The sequence below is a fragment of the Streptomyces hoynatensis genome (assembly GCF_003626535.1).
Taxonomy (GTDB): Bacteria; Actinomycetota; Actinomycetes; order Streptomycetales; family Streptomycetaceae; genus Streptomyces; species Streptomyces hoynatensis.
This window is the reverse complement of record NZ_RBAL01000021.1, coordinates 39,515-56,297: the sequence shown is the minus strand read 5'-3', so window position 1 is coordinate 56,297 and position 16,783 is coordinate 39,515. Positions and strand designations below refer to the sequence as shown.

Annotated in this window: 11 protein-coding genes; 2 read left to right on the top strand and 9 right to left on the bottom strand. The window is 74.4% G+C overall.

Features of this window, described 5'->3' with window-relative positions:
- Positions 1 to 14 precede the first annotated feature (14 nt).
- The 3 genes from D7294_RS26300 to D7294_RS26295 all read right to left on the bottom strand — a co-directional run bounded on the left by D7294_RS26300 (position 15) and on the right by D7294_RS26295 (position 4,682).
- A complete protein-coding gene (locus tag D7294_RS26300) occupies positions 15 to 1,268 on the bottom strand; it encodes an alkaline phosphatase family protein (protein WP_241562635.1) in 1,254 nt (417 codons plus the stop codon).
- On the bottom strand, positions 1,265 to 1,852 hold the full coding sequence (locus D7294_RS33460; RefSeq protein WP_241562634.1) for a DUF5998 family protein: 588 nt from the start codon (positions 1,850 to 1,852) through the stop codon (positions 1,265 to 1,267). The genes D7294_RS26300 and D7294_RS33460 overlap by 4 nt, the downstream gene beginning before the upstream one ends.
- A gap of 103 nt (positions 1,853 to 1,955) precedes the next feature.
- Entirely contained in the window at positions 1,956 to 4,682 is a 2,727-nt protein-coding gene (locus tag D7294_RS26295; RefSeq protein WP_120684072.1) for a bifunctional acetate--CoA ligase family protein/GNAT family N-acetyltransferase, read from the bottom strand.
- Between the two features lie 103 nt (positions 4,683 to 4,785).
- Between D7294_RS26295 and D7294_RS26290 the strand changes: the two genes are divergently transcribed.
- Complete coding sequence (locus D7294_RS26290) at positions 4,786 to 5,073, top strand: HPr family phosphocarrier protein (RefSeq protein ID WP_120684070.1); 288 nt, start codon at positions 4,786 to 4,788, stop codon at positions 5,071 to 5,073.
- Positions 5,074 to 5,369: 296 nt separating this feature from the next.
- Here the strand turns inward: D7294_RS26290 and D7294_RS26285 are convergent, their stop codons facing one another.
- From D7294_RS26285 to D7294_RS26275, 3 genes are all read right to left on the bottom strand, one after another.
- The gene (locus D7294_RS26285) at positions 5,370 to 6,047 is read right to left on the bottom strand and encodes a GntR family transcriptional regulator (protein ID WP_120684068.1); all 678 of its coding nucleotides are present in this window, start codon (positions 6,045 to 6,047) and stop codon (positions 5,370 to 5,372) included.
- A gap of 235 nt (positions 6,048 to 6,282) precedes the next feature.
- Complete coding sequence (locus D7294_RS26280) at positions 6,283 to 7,653, bottom strand: M16 family metallopeptidase (RefSeq protein WP_174248447.1); 1,371 nt, start codon at positions 7,651 to 7,653, stop codon at positions 6,283 to 6,285.
- 14 nt (positions 7,654 to 7,667) lie between these two features.
- Complete coding sequence (locus D7294_RS26275; RefSeq protein ID WP_174248445.1) at positions 7,668 to 9,098, bottom strand: M16 family metallopeptidase; 1,431 nt, start codon at positions 9,096 to 9,098, stop codon at positions 7,668 to 7,670.
- 145 nt (positions 9,099 to 9,243) lie between these two features.
- Between D7294_RS26275 and D7294_RS26270 the strand changes: the two genes are divergently transcribed.
- Entirely contained in the window at positions 9,244 to 11,721 is a 2,478-nt protein-coding gene (locus D7294_RS26270; protein WP_120684062.1) for a DNA gyrase/topoisomerase IV subunit A, read from the top strand.
- A gap of 1 nt (position 11,722) precedes the next feature.
- Here the strand turns inward: D7294_RS26270 and D7294_RS26265 are convergent, their stop codons facing one another.
- From D7294_RS26265 to D7294_RS26255, 3 genes are all read right to left on the bottom strand, one after another.
- Positions 11,723 to 12,760, bottom strand: coding sequence for a CobW family GTP-binding protein (locus D7294_RS26265; protein ID WP_120684060.1), 1,038 nt, complete (start codon positions 12,758 to 12,760; stop codon positions 11,723 to 11,725).
- 93 nt (positions 12,761 to 12,853) lie between these two features.
- Positions 12,854 to 15,088 carry a discoidin domain-containing protein gene (locus D7294_RS26260; protein WP_120684058.1) on the bottom strand — a complete coding sequence of 745 codons (2,235 nt, stop codon included), beginning with the start codon at positions 15,086 to 15,088 and terminating at the stop codon, positions 12,854 to 12,856.
- Positions 15,089 to 15,144: 56 nt separating this feature from the next.
- Entirely contained in the window at positions 15,145 to 16,746 is a 1,602-nt protein-coding gene (locus D7294_RS26255; protein ID WP_120684056.1) for a glycoside hydrolase family 13 protein, read from the bottom strand.
- Positions 16,747 to 16,783: the final 37 nt, after the last annotated feature.

Below are 16,783 nucleotides of genomic sequence, written 5' to 3'. Positions count from 1 at the left end.
GCTCCAGGTCGGGGTCAGGTGCGTACTTCGAGGAGCGGGACCAGCTGCTCCGCGGGCGTGACCGAGCCGTGCATGCCGACGAGCGCCGACTCGTTGGGCTCCGACTCGCTTGCGATGACGCTCGCCGTGCCGGTCATCGCCACGACGACATCGCCGACACGTGGCTCGACCCGCGGGTCGAGCGCCACGCCCGGAGGCCCGAACCAGCCGAGGTCCACGGCCTCCTCCCGGGTCACCACCCAAGCCTGCCCGGCCAGCACCTCGCGCCAAACGGCGTGGACGTCGGCCGCGGCGCCGGGCACCGCGTACAGGTGGCGGGCCCGCCCCTCGCCGCCGAGCCTGGCCACGCCGGCGCGCAGCTCCCAGTCCGTGTCGAAGTCGAACCGCGCCTCCTCGGTGTGCGGGACGTCCACCATGCCGTGGTCGGCGGTGACGTAGAGGACGGCGCGGGGCGGCAGTTGCTCGGCGAGCCGCTGGGCAAGCGAGTCCACGTAACGCAGTTGCTCGCGCCAGGCGCCCGAGGCGATGCCGAGGCGGTGCCCGGTGCCGTCGAGCTCCGCGTAGTAGGTGTAGACGAGGGTCCGGTCGGCCGCGGCGAGCCGCCGGGCCGCGGCGTCCATCCGCTCCCCCGCGTCCAGGCGGCCCACGAACGTGCCGCCGGAGAGCGCGACCTGGGTGAGCGGGGTGTGCTCGAAGTGCGGCGCGGTGACCTGGGAGGCGGCGACCCCGGCGGCCTCGGCCCGCCGGAAGAGCGTGGGGTACGGCTGCCAGGCCGCCGGGTCGGTCCACGGGTCCCAGCGCAGCTGGTTCATCAGCTCGCCGGTGGCCGGGTCGAGCACCTTGTACCCGGCGAGTCCGTGCGCGGCCGGGGGCAGGCCGGTGCCGACGGAGGCCAGGGAGGTGGCGGTGGTGGCGGGGAAGCCGGCGGTGAGCGGGAGCCCGGAGCCCGCGGTGGAGGTGGGCAGCAGCGAGGTGAGGAACGGGGCCTCGGCCGGGTGCGCGCGCAACGCCTCCCAGCCGAGCCCGTCGACGAGGAACACGCAGACCCGGTCGGCGGGCGGCAGGCTGAGCGGCGAGGTCACGCCCGGCACGCCGAGCCCGGCCGCCGCCGCGGGCAGCAGGTCGGCGAGGGAGGCGGAGCCGTAGCGCGGGGCGGGCGCCTCGCGGGGGTCGAGGGGGGCGGGCTCGTGCGCCGCGGGGCCGGGGGGCGCGGCCGGCCGGCCGCCTTCCCCGGCGCGGGCGCTCCCCCCGGACTGGGGCGGGGTCACCTGCCCGCCACCGCCGTCGCCTCCGACAGCGCCTGGGCGAACTCCAGGGTCTGCCTGACCGTCTCCGGGCCGTCGCCCGCCTCGCTGATGCGCAGCGAGAGGTCGTCGGCGGTGGTGGAGCCGGTGTAGCCGTGATCCGCCTCGCAGTTGGGGTCGCCGCAGCTCGCGGGCTCCACGTCGATGCGGGAGACGGCGCCCCAGCCGATGGTCAGCACGACCTCGCGCGGCAGCGTGCCCGGCACGTAGGACTGGGGGTCGGCGACGACGCGGCTGAGGACCACGGAGGAGATCCGCGAGAGCTTCACGGACTCGGTGGAGGTGGTGGCGTAGGGCACCGGCGTGTTGCCCTCGGAGGACTGCTCGTCGGTATGGCTGACGATGAACCGGGTACCGGTGAGGACGAGGACGGTGGCGTGGCGACGCACCTCGTTGTTGTCGAAGGTGGTCTCCTGATGGACGAGGAAGGAGACGACGGGCTCGCGGCCCACCGCCGCTTCCACCGCCTCGGCGACCAGCGCGGGGTAGTACCCGCTGCGCTCGATCGCCTCCCGCAGGCCCTGGGACGTCGTACCTGTCTTCGCCATGCGCCCATCCTACGGGGAGGGTCCGACACCGGTGGGGCCCGCGGCGGCGTCCCCGGCGCGTGCGGAGCGCCCTTGCCCCGGCCGCGCCCGGCCGCCTCGCGGCTCACCCCGCGGGCGCCCCGCCGCCCCCCGGTCCGTAGTCGCGCAGGCGCCTGGGCCCCAGGTCGGGCCGGGGCGGTGGGGGCGCCACCCGCACCGAGGCCGCGAGCGCGGTGACGCCCGCCTGCGCCACGACGACGGGGTCGAGCTCCACCGAGGCGATCTCCGGCCGGTCGTCCACCAGGCGCCCGAGGCGCAGCAGCAACTCCGTGAGCGCCTCGGTGTCCACGGGGCCGGCGCCGCGCCAGCCGAAGAGCATCGGGGCCGCGCGTATCGACCGGATCAGCTCGGCCGCGTCGCGGTCGGTGAGCGGCAGCAGCCGGTGGGCGACGTCCCCGAGCAGCTCCGAGGCCGGCCCGGCCAGGCCGAAGGAGAGCACCGCGCCGATGCCCGCGTCCACCGCGGCGCGCACCGTCGTGTCCACGCCCCGCGCGGCCATCGGCTGGACCGTCAGCCGCAGTTCCGCGGCCGGTCCCAGGCGGGCGGTGAGGTCGGCGTGGGCCAGGCGCAGCTGCTCCTCGGTGACCAGGTCGAGCCGGACGCCGCCCAGGTCGGGCCGGTGGCGCAGGTGCGGGGCCGTGGTCTTGAGGACCACCGGGTAGCCGAGCGCCGCGGCGGCGCGGGCGGCCGCGTCCGGGTCGGGCGCCGGGAGCGCGGGCAGCACGCGGATGCCGTAGGCGGCCAGCAGCCGGCGGGCGGTCTCCTCGTCGAGCGCGGTCCCCTGGGCGTTCCGGGTGACGCCCGCGATGAGCCGCGCTGCGGCGGCCTCGTCGAGGTCCTCGTACTGCGGAACGCGCCCCGGGCGTACGGCGCCTGCCCGCCACTCGGCGTGCGCGACGGCCCGTGCCAGCGCCCGCACGGCGCGTTCGGCGGAGGGATAGGCCGGCAGGCCGCGGGCGCTCAGCGCCTCCGCGAGGCCCTCGACGGCCAGGTGCGCCACGGCCACCGGCTTGCCCGCGGCCCGCCGCTCCCCGGCGCCGGCCGGCCCCGCCGCCTCCTCAACCGCGGCGGCCAGGGCGGCGGCGAGCGGCTCCGCGTCGGGGGCGCCGGGACCGACGGCGGGGACGGCGGTGACGACCACGGCGTCCACGGCCGGGCCGGCGAGGGCGGCGGCCAGGGCCGCGCGGTACTCGGCCGGGCCGGCGGCCTGCCCGAGCACCTCCGGGGGCGCGGGGCGCAGACCGTGGGCGCGGCAGGCGTCGTACGCGACCAGGGCGAGCGCCTCCTCGTTGCCGAGGAGGGCCACGCGCGGGCCCTCGGGCAGCGGCTGGTGGGCGAGGAGGAGCCCGATGTCGACCAGTTCGGTCGCGGTGTCCGCCTCGATGACTCCCGCCTGGGCGAGCAGGGCGGAGACGGTGGCCTCGGGGGTGCGGCTGACCGGCACGTCGTGGCCGTGCGGCGGGGCGCCGCCGCTGTGCCGCCCGCCGCGGACCACCACCACCGGGGTGCCCGCGGCGGCGGTGCGGCGGACGATGCGGGTGAACTTCCGCGGATTGCCGACCGATTCGAGGTACATGAGGGCCACGTTCGTGCCCGGGTCCTCGTGCCAGTACTGCAGCAGGTCGTTGCCCGAGAGGTCGGCGCGGTTCCCGGCGGAGACGAAGGTGGACAGGCCGGCGCCGCGGCGTTCGAGCTCGGCCAGGCCGGCGATGCCGATGGCCGCGGACTGGGTGAAGAGCCCGACGCGTCCGGCGCGCGGCAGCCGCGGCGCGGGGCTGGCGTTGAGCCGGACGGCCGGGTCGGTGTTGATCAGGCCGAAGGCGTTCGGCCCCACGACGCGCATGCCGTGGCGGCGGGCGTGGTGGACCAGGTCGCGCTGCTCCCGCCGGCCGTACCCGGCGGCCAGGACGACCAGGCCCTGCACGCCCGCGAGGCCGCAGTCGGCGACGGCCTCGGCCACCCGGGCCGCGGGCACCGCGAGCACGGCGAGGTCCACGGGGGCGCCGATCTCCCGCACCGAACGGTGGGCGGGGACGCCGGCGAGCTCGGTGCGGCCGGGCGGCAGGGCGTCGTTGACCGCGTGGACCCGGCCGGCGTAGCCACCGGCGAGCAGGCCGGCGAGGACGGCGCGGCCCGCGCCGCCGGGGCGGCGGCCGACGCCGACGACCGCGACGGCGCGCGGGGAGAGCAGGCGCTGCACGGAACGCGCCTCGGCGCGCTGCTCCCTGGCGCGCATCACGGCCAGGGACTGGGCGGTGGGTTCGAGGTCGAGGGTGAGGCGCACGGCGCCGTCCGCGAAGCTGCGGGCCTGGGAGTACCCGGCGTCCGTGAACACCTTGATCATCTTCTGGTTGGCCGGGAGCACCTCGGCCTCGAACTCCCGGATGCCCCGCTCGCGGGCGACGGCGGCGATGTGTTCGAGCAGGGCCGAGGCGATGCCGCGCCCCTGGTGGGCGTCCTGGACCAGGAAGGCCACCTCCGCCCGGTCCCCCGCCTCGGGCAGCCGGTCGTAGCGGACGGTGGCCAGGAACTCGTCGCCGGCGACGGCGGCGAGGCCGACGCGGTCCACGTAGTCGTGGTGGGTGAACCGGCGCACGTCGCGGGCGGAGAGCCGGGGGTAGGGGGCGAAGAACCGGTAGTACTTCGACTCGTCGGACACGCGTTCGTAGAAGTCGACCAGCCGGCCGGCGTCGGCCGGCGTGATCGGCCTGACGTGCGCGAGCCCGCCGTCGCGCAGCACCACGTCGGCTTCCCAGTGGGCCGGGTAGGGAGGCTGGACGGGGGGCGCCATGGCATCAGCGTACGGTTGGCTGTGTCCGGGCGGGAGGTTCGAGCAGGTGCGCTCCCCCCCGGCGTCAACCCGGGCCACTCTCCCACGCGAAGGGCAACACACCATGGTCGAGCGCCGCGTCACCATCGGCTGGGCCGACGGGCTGCACGCCCGTCCCGCGTCGATCCTCGTCCGTGCGGCGACCGCCACCGGAGTGCCGGTCACCATCGCGCGGGGCGAGGGCAGGCCCGTGAACGCCGCCTCGCTGCTCGCGGTGCTGAGCCTGGGCGCCGAGCCGGGCGACGAGGTCGTGCTGGCCTCCACCGGGGAGGGCGAAGCGGCCGCGAACGCCCTGGACCGGCTGGCCCGGCTGATCGCGGAGGGCCTCGAGGAGCCCCCCGAGTCCGCGTGAAGAACCCGTGAGACCACGAGGGAGAACGGGGGGAACGAGGGGGAACGGGGGAGGAACGGAGAGCCGCACGGGGGATCGCGGGGGAAAAGCGGGGGATGGCCGCGGAACTCGGGGCGGCGCGCGGGAACCCGGGGGAAAAACGGTCCGCCACGGCGCGCGGAAGGTCCGCCAGGAGGCGGGGATCAATTCCGGGCAGGGAAATACAGGGGCGGCAATCCGGACCGAAGTATCCACGCACTTTCGACGGGAACCTTCGCCGTAATTCTTCCCTGACATCCAGGTGTATACGAGCGCTGTTAATTCTGGCCGCGCGCCGTGTTTACGGCAGGTTTCCGGGTTCTCACAGCGGCGCCCCCGAACTGCCTGCGGGCCGGGGCGGCGTGCTCGAACTGCGCCGCGGACAGCGCCCGCGCCCGCTCCGCGTCGCCCCGGGCGACGGCGTCCACCAGGGCGCCGCGCTCCTGCCAGATCACCACCGCGCGCGTGGCCGGCTCGGCGCCGTACAGCCAGGTGATCTTGCGGCGCAGCTGCACCAGCAGGGAGGCCAGGCCGGGGCTGCCGGTGGCCTGGGCGAGGGTCTCGTGGTACCAGTCCCCCAGCGACCTCAGGTCCGCCTCCTGCCCCTGACCTGCACGCTGGCGCCCGAGGCGCACGAGCCCGCGCAGAACCTTCAGATGCGCCTCCGTGCGCCGCTGCGCGGCCCTGGCCGCGCCGAGCGGTTCGAGCAGCGCGCTGATGTCCAGCAGGTCCGCCGCCTCCCGGTCGCCCGGCTGCGCCACGCAGGCGCCGGCGTGCCGCCTGGAGACCACGAACCCCTCGGACTCCAGCGTCCGCAGCGCCTCGCGCACCGGCACCCGGGAGACCCCGTAGCGCCTGGCCAGCTGCTCCTCCGCCAGCCTCACCCCGGGTGGCAGGACGCCGCCGACAATGTCGTCACGGATCGCCGTGCATACCGTCTGCGCGGAGATACGCATAATCAACCCCCACAGCCATACCGGCGGAGCCCTGTCGCATTACTGCCGGATCACTCACCGAACTGTATGGCAAAAACGCGGGAATGCCGATAGCGCCCCGAAAAAGGGAGCGCATCTCGGCCTTGCTTACGAAACGATCCGCGTTGGCCCGCGCCCGGATTGACGACTGCGAACGGCCGGGGCCGAACGGCGGGAAGCCCCGGCGAACCGGGGCTTCCCAGGGCGGTCGCCGCGATCAGCTGCCGCTGATCACGGTGACCTCGCCGATGCCCAGCTGCCTGACCGGCTCGGCGATCTGACCGGCATCGCCGACGAGCACGGTCACCAGCCGGTCCGGCGGGAAGGCGCGGACGGCCGCCGCCGTGGCCTCGACCGTGCCGGTCTCCGCGAGCCTCGCGTACAGGCCGGCCTGGTAGTCGTCGGGCAGCTCCTCCTCCACCTGGTCGGCGAGGGTGCCGGCCACGGCCGCCGAGGTCTCGAAGCTGAGCGGCGCCACGCCCACGAGGTACTGCACGGCCGCGTCGCGCTCCTCGTCGGTCAGCCCCTCGGCGGCCAGGGTGCGCAGCACCTGCCACAGGTCCGCCAGCGCGGGCCCCGTGACGTCCGTGGCCACCGAGCCGCGAATGCCGAGCAGCGCGAGGCCGCTGCCGTCCGCCCGCGAACGCAGCACCTGCCCGAAGGCCCTGATGCCGTAGGTGTAGCCCTTCTCCTCGCGCAGCACGCGGTCGAGGCGCGAGGTGATCGTGCCGCCCAGGCAGTAGACGCCGAGGCGCTGGGCGGGCCAGACCGGGTCGTGCCGGTCTGGCCCGGTGCGCCCGATCAGCAGCTGGGTCTGCACCGCGCCGGGGCGGTCCACGATCACCACCCGGCCGGTGTCGTCGGCGGTGATCGGCTCCCAGGCCGCGGGCGAGGGCGCGTTGCCCGTCCAGGCGCCCAGGGTCTGGGCGAGGGCGGCGTCCAGGTCGATGCCGGTGAGGTCGCCGACGACGACGACCGTGGCGGAGGCGGGCCGCACGTGGGCGTCGTAGAAGGTGCGCACCGCCTTGGCGTCGATGCGCGCCACGCTCTCGGCGGTGCCCTGCCGCGGCCTGGAGATCCTGGACTCGGCGGGGAACAGCGCGGCGTACAGGGCCATCGCCGCGCGGCGCCCGGGGTTGGCCAGCTCGTGCGGGATCTCGTCGAGCCGGTTGCGCACCAGGCGCTCGATCTCGTGCTCGGGGAAGGCGGGGGCGCGCAGCGCCTCGGCCAGGAGGCCGAGCGCCTTCGTCAGCCGCGAGGCGGGCACTTCGAGCGAGAGCCGCACGCCCGGGTGGTCGGCGTGGGTGTCGAAGGTGGCCCCGCAGCGTTCGAGTTCGGCGGCGAACTCCTCGGCCGTGTGCCGGTCGGTGCCCTCGGAGAAGGCCCGGGACATGATGGTCGCCACGCCCTCCTGCCCGGTGGGCTCCGCGGCAAGCGGCGCCAGGAGGTTGACCTCCACCGCGACGATCTTCTGGCCGGGGCGGTGGCAGCGCAGCACGGTCATGCCGTTGGGCAGCCCACCGCGCTCCGGGGCGGGAAACGCCCACAGCCGCGGCTCGCCGGCCGTCGGCCTCGGGTGGAGCTGCATCGGGGTGGTCTCGGTCACTTGTCCGCTCCCTCGGCCTCGTCTCCGGCGACCGGCGCCGCCGCGCCCGGCGCCTCGGTGTCCTCGCCCGCCACCCCGGGGGGCGCCTCGGGAAGGCTGTCCTGCAGGTCGTCGGCCTCCTTGGCCTCCAGCGGCTCGTAGACCAGCACGGCCCGGTTGTCCTGGCGCAGCCTGGCCGCGGCCACGGCCTGCACCTCCTCGGGGGTGACCTCGAGAATCCGGTCCACGGCGGTCAGCGCGAGCTGCGGATCGCCGAACAGCACGGCGTACTTGCACAGTTCGTCGGCGCGCCCGCCGACGGTCGCCAGCCGGTCCAGCCACTCGCGCTCCAGCTGGGCCTGTGCCCGCTCCATCTCCTCCGGCGTCGGGCCCTCCTCGGCGAAGCGGGCCAGCTCCTCGTCCACGGCCCGCTCGATGTCGGCGATCTCGGCGTCGCCCGAGGTCTTGACGTCGAGCCAGCCCATCGAGGGGGCACCGGCCAGCCGCAGCAGCCCGAACCCGGCGGTGACGGCCGTCCGGTCGCGGCGCACCAGCCGGTTGTGCAGCCGCGAGGACTCGCCGCCGCCCAGGGCGGTCAGCGCGAGGTCGGCCGCGTCGGCCTCCCTGGTGCCGTCCTGCGGCAGCCGGTAGGCGGCCATCAGGGCGCGCGAGGGCACCTCCTCGCGGACCAGCTCGCGCAGTTCCTCGCCGATGATCTCGGGCAGCGTGCCGTCCCGCGGCGGGCGCTTGGCCTCGTGTGAGGGGATGGAGCCGAAGTACTTCTCGACCCACTCCAGGGTCCGCTCCTGGTCGATGTCCCCGACGACCGAGAGCACCGCGTTGTTGGGCGCGTAGTAGGTGCGGAAGAACTCCCGGGCGTCGTCGAGCGAGGCGGCGTCCAGGTCGGCCATCGAGCCGATCGGCGTGTGGTGGTAGGGGTGGCCGTCGGGGAAGACCATGGAGGTCAGCTTCTCGAAGGCGGTCCCGTAGGGCACGTTGTCGTAGCGCTGGCGCCGCTCGTTCTTCACGACGTCGCGCTGGTTCTCCATGGACTCCTCGTCCAGCGCGGTGAGCAGGGTGCCCATCCGGTCGGCCTCGAGCCACAGGGCCAGCTCGAGCTGGTGGGCCGGCATCGTCTCGAAGTAGTTGGTCCGCTCGAAGCTGGTGGTGCCGTTGAGCGAGCCGCCCGCGGCCTGGACGAGCTCGAAGTGGCCGTTGCCCTTGACTTGTTGGGAGCCCTGGAACATCAGGTGCTCGAAGAGGTGCGCCAGGCCGGTGCGGCCCCTGACCTCGTGACGGGAGCCTACGTCGTACCAGAGACAGACCGCGGCGACCGGGGTGAGACGGTCCTCGGAGAGCACCACGCGCAGCCCGTTGGCCAGCCTGTGCTCGGTCGCGGTGAGCCCGCCGGCGGTATCCTGCGGGGTGGCCGTGTGGCCCATGGGCATGAGGTCCCTTCGCTCGGACGGTGGAGATGTTCTGTCACCTTATGCAAGGTGAGCCGAGGTGTGCGAAGTCCTCGGTTGTCAGCGGGGCGGTCCACAATGGTCGCCGAGCCAACCCGTCCGGACGTACGAAGGAGCCCCTGCCGCGATGGCCCGCCGCAGTTCCAAGACCCCGCCTCCTGAGGACTTCGAGGAGCGCATCGTCGACATCGACGTCGTCGACGAGATGCGGAGCTCTTACCTGGAGTACGCCTACTCGGTGATCTACTCCCGGGCCCTGCCCGACGCCCGGGACGGGTTGAAGCCGGTGCAGCGCCGGATTCTCTACCAGATGCACGACATGGGCCTGCGGCCCGAGCGCGGGTACGTCAAGTGCGCCCGCGTGGTCGGCGAGGTGATGGGCAAGCTGCACCCGCACGGGGACGGCGCGATCTACGACGCGCTGGTGCGGCTGGCGCAGCCGTTCACGATGCGCGTGCCCCTGGTCGACGGCCACGGAAACTTCGGCTCCCTCGGCAACGACGACCCGCCCGCCGCGATGCGGTACACGGAGTGCAGGTCCGCCTCCGCGGCCGGGCTGATGGTGGGGTCCATCGACGAGGACACCGTCGACTTCGCGCCGAACTACGACGGCAGCGAGCGGGAGCCGGTGGCCCTGCCCGCCGCGTATCCGAACCTCCTGGTGAACGGGTCGAGCGGCATCGCCGTCGGCATGGCCACCAACATGCCCCCGCACAATCTGGTCGAGGTCATCGCCGCGGCCCGCCACCTGATCAGGTACCCGAACGCGGACCTGGCCGCGCTGATGCGCCACGTGCCGGGTCCCGACCTGCCGACCGGCGGCCGGATCGTCGGGCTCGACGGCGTCAGGGACGCCTACGCGACCGGCCGCGGCACCTTCCGGATGCGGGCGACGGTCGCGGTGGAGAAGGTGACCGCCCGCCGCATGGGGCTCGTGGTGACCGAGTTGCCCTTCACGGTCGGGCCCGAGAAGGTCGTGGCGAAGATCAAGGATCTGGTCAACGCCAAGCGGCTGCAGGGCATCGCCGACGTGAAGGACCTGACCGACCGCCAGCACGGGCTGCGCCTGGTGATCGAGGTGAAGAACGGCTTCAACCCCGAGGCGGTCCTGGCCCAGCTGTACAAGCTGACGCCGATGGAGGAGACCTTCGGCATCAACAACGTGGCCCTCGTCGACGGGCAGCCGCTGACGATGGGCCTGCGCGAGCTGCTCGAGGTCTACGTCGACCACCGCTTCCAGGTGGTGCGCCGGCGCAGCGAGTTCCGCCGCGGCAAGCGGCGCGACCGGCTGCACCTGGTCGAGGGCCTGCTGGTGGCCCTGCTCGACATCGACGAGGTGATCCGCCTCATCCGCGGCAGCGAGAACGCCACGCAGGCCAAGGAAGCGCTGATGGACAGGTTCGGCCTGACCGAGGTGCAGACCCAGTACATCCTGGACACCCCGCTGCGGCGGCTGACCAGGTACGACCGGATCGAGCTGGAGGCCGAGCGGGACCGGCTGACCCGGGAGATCGAGGAGCTGACCCGCATCCTCGACTCCGACGCCGAGCTGCGCAAGCTGGTCTCCGCGGAGCTGGCCGACGTCGCCAAGAAGTACGGCACGCCCCGGCGCACGGTGCTGCTCGAGTCCGAGGGCGAGCAGGTGGACGCCGTGCCGCTCGAGGTCGCCGACGATCCCTGCCGGGTGCTGCTGTCCTCCACCGGCCTGCTGGCGCGGGCCTCCGAGGAGCAGGCGCCCTTCGACCAGGACGCCGCCACCAGGCCCGAGGGGGCGGGCGGCGCGAAGCGGGCGAAGCACGACGTCGTCGTCTCGGCCGTGCCCACGACCACCCGCGGCGAGATCGGGGTGGTCACCTCGGAGGGCAGGCTGCTGCGGGTCTCCGTGGTCGACCTGCCGCAGCTGGCGCACAGCGGGGCGGCCCCGAGCCTGTCCGGCGGGGCGCAGGTCTCGGAGTTCGTCTCGCTGCGGCCGGGGGAGCGCGTGCTGTGCCTGACGACGCTCGACGAGTCCTCGCCCGGCCTGGCGATCGGCACCGAGCAGGGCGTGGTGAAGCGCGTGGTCCCCGAGTACCCCTCGAACAAGGAGGAGCTGGAGGTCATCGCGCTCCGGGAGGGCGACCGGATCGTGGGCGCGGCCGAGTTGCGCACCGGCGAGGAGGATCTCGTCTTCATCACCTCGGACGCGCAGCTGCTGCGCTACCCGGCCTCCCAGGTGCGCCCGCAGGGCAGACAGGCCGGCGGCATGGCGGGCGTGAAGCTGGCCGCGGGGGCCCGGGTCCTGTCCTTCACCGCCGTCGATCCGGCGGGCGAGGCCCTGGTGCTCACGGTGGCGGGCGGCAGCGGCACCCTGGACGACTCGCTCGGCACCGCCAAGCTGACGCCGTTCGACCAGTATCCGCGCAAGGGGCGGGCCACCGGCGGGGTGCGCTGCCAGCGGTTCCTGAAGGGCGAGGACCATCTGACCTTCGCCTGGGCCGGGGCGGCTCCCGCCCGGGCCGCGAGCGCCACGGGCGCCCCGGTGCCCCTGCCCGAGCCCGATCCGCGGCGGGACGGCTCCGGCACGCCGCCCCAGAAGCCGATCGCCGTGGTGGGGGCCCCGGTCTGAGTCAGTCCGCCGCTTCGGCCGCCGGCTCCCCCGGCCGGTCGAGGTAGCGGGCGATCTCCCACATGCCGCTGCGGGCCGGGTCGGGGTCGGCCGGCCCGGCGGCGAGGCAGGCGGTGAGTGCGGCGCGCAGCGTCTCGGCCTCGAAGGCGCTGCCGATCAGGACGAGTTCGGTGCGCTCTCCGGCGGGCGCCGGCTGGAAGCGCAGGAAGCGCCCGACGGTGTGCAGGCCGTAGCGCCGGCCGGGCCCGGGCCCGAAGGAGACGAAGCCCTTGATCCGGTAGAGGCCGGGCGGCCTGGTGTCCAGGAAGGACATCAGCCGCCGCGGGTCGAGCGGCCGCTCGCTCGTGAAGGCCAGGCTGTCGTAGGCGGTGTGCCGGTGTTCCGCCGGGTCTTCCGCGCCCTGCGGGGCGGGGTCGGCGAGGTCGGCGAAGGAGAGCTGGCGGGGGCCTGGAGCGCGCGGGCCGGCCGCGTCGGCGTCGAAGAACAGCCCCGGGTCGACCCGCCCCTGGATCGTCTCGACCACGGGCACCCCGGGGGCCAGGTCGTCAAGTCGCTTGCGCAGGCCGCGCAGTTCGTCCTCGGCGACCCGGTCGGTCTTGTTGAGCACCAGCAGGTCGGCGGTCTCCGCGTGCCTGGTGTGGTCGAACTCGGCCGCGTCCAGGACCTGCACGAGCCCGCCGTAGCGCACGCGGGGCGCCTCGCTCGCCAGGATCATCCGGATCAGGGCGGGCGGCTCGGCCAGCCCGCTCGCCTCGACGATCACCAGGTCGATGCCGGCGGCCGGGTCGGTGAGCCGGGCGAGGGCCGCGTCCAGGTCCTCGGTGTCCACGGCGCAGCACAGGCAGCCGTTGCCGAAGGAGGCCATCGCGTCGACCTGTCCCGCCACCGCCATCGCGTCGACCTGGATGCTGCCGAAGTCGTTGACGACGGCGCCGATGCGGACGCCGTGACGGTTGCGCAGCAGGTGGTTGAGGAGCGTGGTCTTTCCCGCGCCGAGGAAGCCGGCGAGCACGAGGACCGGGACCCGATCGCTGAGCATGGGTTCACGATAGTGGCAACCCGGCGGCGCGGGTCGAGCGCGCCGCCGGGCGCCGGTCGTGGCCGCCCGGCTCGCGCATCGGGCGGCGGCCGGTCAGGAGAGGTAGGCCTCCAGCTCGGAGAGCTGCGCCGCGGGCCATCCCGTGTTGGCGGTGAAGGTCAGCCGCAGGTAGCGCACCTGGGTGCCGTCCGGCAGGGCCTGGGTGACCTGGTTGCCGGCGGCGGGGTCGAAGGCGTACGTGCGCTGGGGCACGAGCTCGGTCAGCGCGTCCGCCGTGGCGCCGCCCTGGATGGTGAGGGTCTGGGTGCGGCTCTGCCAGGCGGCCGAGGGCGGCAGCCTGAGCACCAGGCGCCCCACCTCGAACTGCTGGCCGAGGTCCACGGTCAGGCTCTGCGGGAAGGAGTTGTTGGCGCTCTCCCAGTAGCTGGCGGCGTCGCCGTCCACCGCAAGGGAGCCGGAGTAGACGTCGGTGTGGCTGCTGACGGTGACCGGCCGGTGTGCGGCGAGGTTGCGACCGGGGTCGGGCTCGCCTGGGTCCTCGCCCGGCTGCGGCCAGGTGCCGCAGTCCGTCCACTGGCCGTCCAGGCCGGAGTTGCCGCCGCCGTCCACCAGGTCAAGTGGGCCGAGGCCGCTGGGGTAGGGGCAGTTGTAGACGCCGGCCACGCCGACGCCGGTGGCGGTGACGTTGCGCAGGGTGGCCCGTCCCGTGGTCTCGGCCTGGAGGGCGACGGTGCCCACGTTCTCGATCCTGGCCCCGTCGATGGTGACGTTGCCGATCGCGAGTCCCTGGCCGCCGCCCGAGACGAACTGGATGGCGCTCCAGGGGCTGTCGAGGATGGTGGTGTCGCTGATGCGGACCTCGGCCTCCACGGGGTGGTTGTAGGAGTCGATGCGCAGCGCGGACATCGGGTGGTTCCAGTTGGGGTTGAGTGCCCCGGCGCGCACCAGCGTGTTGCCCGCCACCGTGATGGTGCCGGCGAGTGGGAAGAAGGGCTGGAGGAAGGCCTGGTTGGAGATGGCCAGGCCGCTGCCGAGCGCGTTGGTGTCCCGGACCTCGTTGTCGCGGACGGTGATGTCGCGCCCGCCGTAGATCGCGATGCCGTTGGCCAGGTTGGGCTGGACCACCGTGTTGTGCTCGAAGGTGGAGTCGTGGTTGAGGGCGGGCAGGGACCACATGGCCAGGGCGTCGTCGCCGGTGTTGCGGACGTAGTTGTTCCTGACGACGATGCCGTTGGCGTTGCCGTTGAGGTTGAGGCCGTCGGCGGCCATGTCGAGGATGCGGTTGTCCTCGACGCGCAGGCCGTCGTTGGTGCCGGTCAGCCACAGGCCCACCTTGAGGTGCTGGAGCCACATGCCGGAGACCGAGGAGTCGGGGCCGAGGCTGCCGTTGACGAAGTTGTCGGGGTTGCTGTCCACGCGCTGGGTGACGTCGCCGATGACGGCGAAGTCGGCGAGGTGGACGTTGCCCGGCGATTCGCCCTGGTTGACGAAGCGGGAGCTGAGCACGGTCGAGTACCAGCTGCCCGCGCCGCGGAGGGTGACGTTCTCCAGGTAGACGGGCTGGGTCAGCCGGTAGGTGCCCGGCGGAATCCAGACGACCCCGCCCCTGCCCTCGGCGACGGCCTGCGTGAACGCCTGCGTGGAGTCGGCCACGCCGGTCGGGTCGGCGCCCCGGCTGGTGACGTCGAGTGCGCCGGCGGGTGCCTCGGCGGGGTCGGCGACCTGCTCGAAGTCGGCGGTGTCGACGACGTAGGGGCCCGCGGTGTCGCCGGGGTCGGCCTGGAGGGTGACGGTGTCCCCGGCGGAAAGGTCGCGGCCGAGGAGGAGCCGCGCGTGGCTGAAGAAGTGGTGCGTCTTCGCCCCGGCGATCCAGGGGGCGTCGAAGTAGGAGTAGCGGGAGGTGACGTCGAGCGGCCGGTCGAGCTTCTGCCCGTTGACGTACACCGACAGGGTGCCGCTCGCGCCGTCGGGGATGTTGCAGGCCACCGTCACCGCGTTGGCGGGGGCGGTGAGGGTGAAGGACACGCGCTGTCCCGAGGCGAGGCGGACGGCCCTGCGGCCCGAGGCCTCGGAGGCGACGGTGCCCTGGGTGTAGTCGGGGCCGATCACGGTGCCGTTGTGCTCGGCGGCCTCGGCCTCCTGGGTGACGAAGGGCAGGTCGGCGCCTGCCGCGGCGGTCGCCTCGCCGGTGGCGGCCGCGGGGTGCGCGGGCGCGGCGGCCTGGGCGGGGCCGGCCGCCGGGAGCGCGGCCAGGAGGGCGGCGCAGGCCGCGGCGGCCAGTGCGGCCGGCAATCGGGTCCGCAGCCGGGCGCGTCTTGTAACGCTCATGACATTCCTTTCCGTGCGGAAGGGGTGGGGGGTGGGTGGCGGCCCGGCCGCGGGGACTAACCCCGCAGCCAGACCGCCGCGTCCCGCGGCAGCAGGCCGGACTCCCCGAGCGGGGCGCTGCCGAGCAGGACGGCCTGGTGGGCGGGGAGCGGCATCGGCTCCTCCGCCAGGTTGACGGCGCAGATCACGCCGCCGGGGCGGGCGAACGCCAGGGTGCCGGGGCCGGTTTCGAGCCAGGTCAGCTCCGCCTCGGCCGCGGGCCAGCCGCGGCGCAGCCGCAGGGCGGTGCGGTAGAGGTGCAGCATCGAGCCGGGGTCGGCCTCCTGGCGCTCCGCGGTGTACGGGGCCCAGTCCGCCGGCTGCGGCAGCCAGGTGGCCGCGCCGCCGAAGCCGTAGGGCGGCTCCTCGCCCTCCCAGGGCAGCGGCACCCGGCAGCCGTCCCGGCCCGGGTCGACCCCGCCGGAGCGGTGGTGCATGGGGTCGGTGATGCGGTCCAGCGGGATCTCCGCCTCGGGCAGGCCGCGCTCCTCCCCCTGGTAGAGGTACACCGCGCCGGGCAGGGCGAGGGTGAGCAGGGCGGCGGCCCTGGCCCTGCGGGTGCCGAGGGCCCGGTCGGTCGGCGTGCCGAAGCGCTTGGCCGCGAAGGAGAAGCCGGTGTCCTCGCGGCCGTAGCGGGTGACGGTCCTGGTCACGTCGTGGTTGGCGAGCACCCAGGTGGCGGGGGCGCCGACCCGGGAGTGGGCGGCGAGCGTGGAGTCGATGGAGGCGCGCAGGCGGGCGGCGTCCCAGGGGCAGGCCATCAGGTCGAAGTTGAAGGCGGTGTGCAGCTCGTCAGGCCGCAGGTAACGGGTGAAGCGCTCGACGTCGGGCAGCCACAGCTCGCCGATCAGCACCCCGCCGTACTCGTCGGCGACGGCGCGCCAGGAGCGGTAGATGTCGTGCAGTTCGTCGCGATCCACGAAGGGGTGCGGGTCGCGGCCCGGCTCGAAGTCGGGCAGCGCCGGGTCCTTGGCGAGCAGCGCCGCCGAGTCGATCCGGACGCCGGCGACCCCGCGCTCGAACCAGAAGCGCAGGATGTCCTCGTGTTCCCGCCTGACCTGCGGGTGTGCCCAGTTGAGGTCGGGCTGGCCGGCCGCGAAGAGGTGCAGGTACCACTCCCCCGGCCGCCCGTCGGGCCCGGTGGTGCGGGTCCAGGGCACCCCGCCGAACTCGGAACGCCAGTCGTTGGGGGGCAGTTCGCCCCCCGGGCCGCGGCCTGGCCGGAAGTGGAAGAGCTCGCGTTCCGGGCTGCCCGGGGGCGCGGCGAGGGCGGCCTGGAACCAGGGGTGCCGGTCGGAGACGTGGTTGGGGACGATGTCGACGATGGTGCGCAGGCCGAGGCGGCGGGCCTCCGCGATGAGCTTCTCCGCCTCGGCCAGCGTCCCGAACGCGGGGTCGATGGCCCGGTAGTCCGCCACGTCGTAGCCGCCGTCCACCATCGGGGACACGTACCAGGGCGTGAACCACAGTGCCTCGACGCCGAGTTCGGCGAGGTAGGGCAGCCTGTCGCGTACCCCGGCGAGGTCGCCTGTGCCGTCGCCGTCGCCGTCGGCGAAGCTGCGGACGTAGACCTGGTAGATGGCGGCGTTCCGCCACCATGCGGAGGAAGGGTGCGGCACGGAGTCGGGTCCTTTCCTGTGATCCACTGCGGGGGCA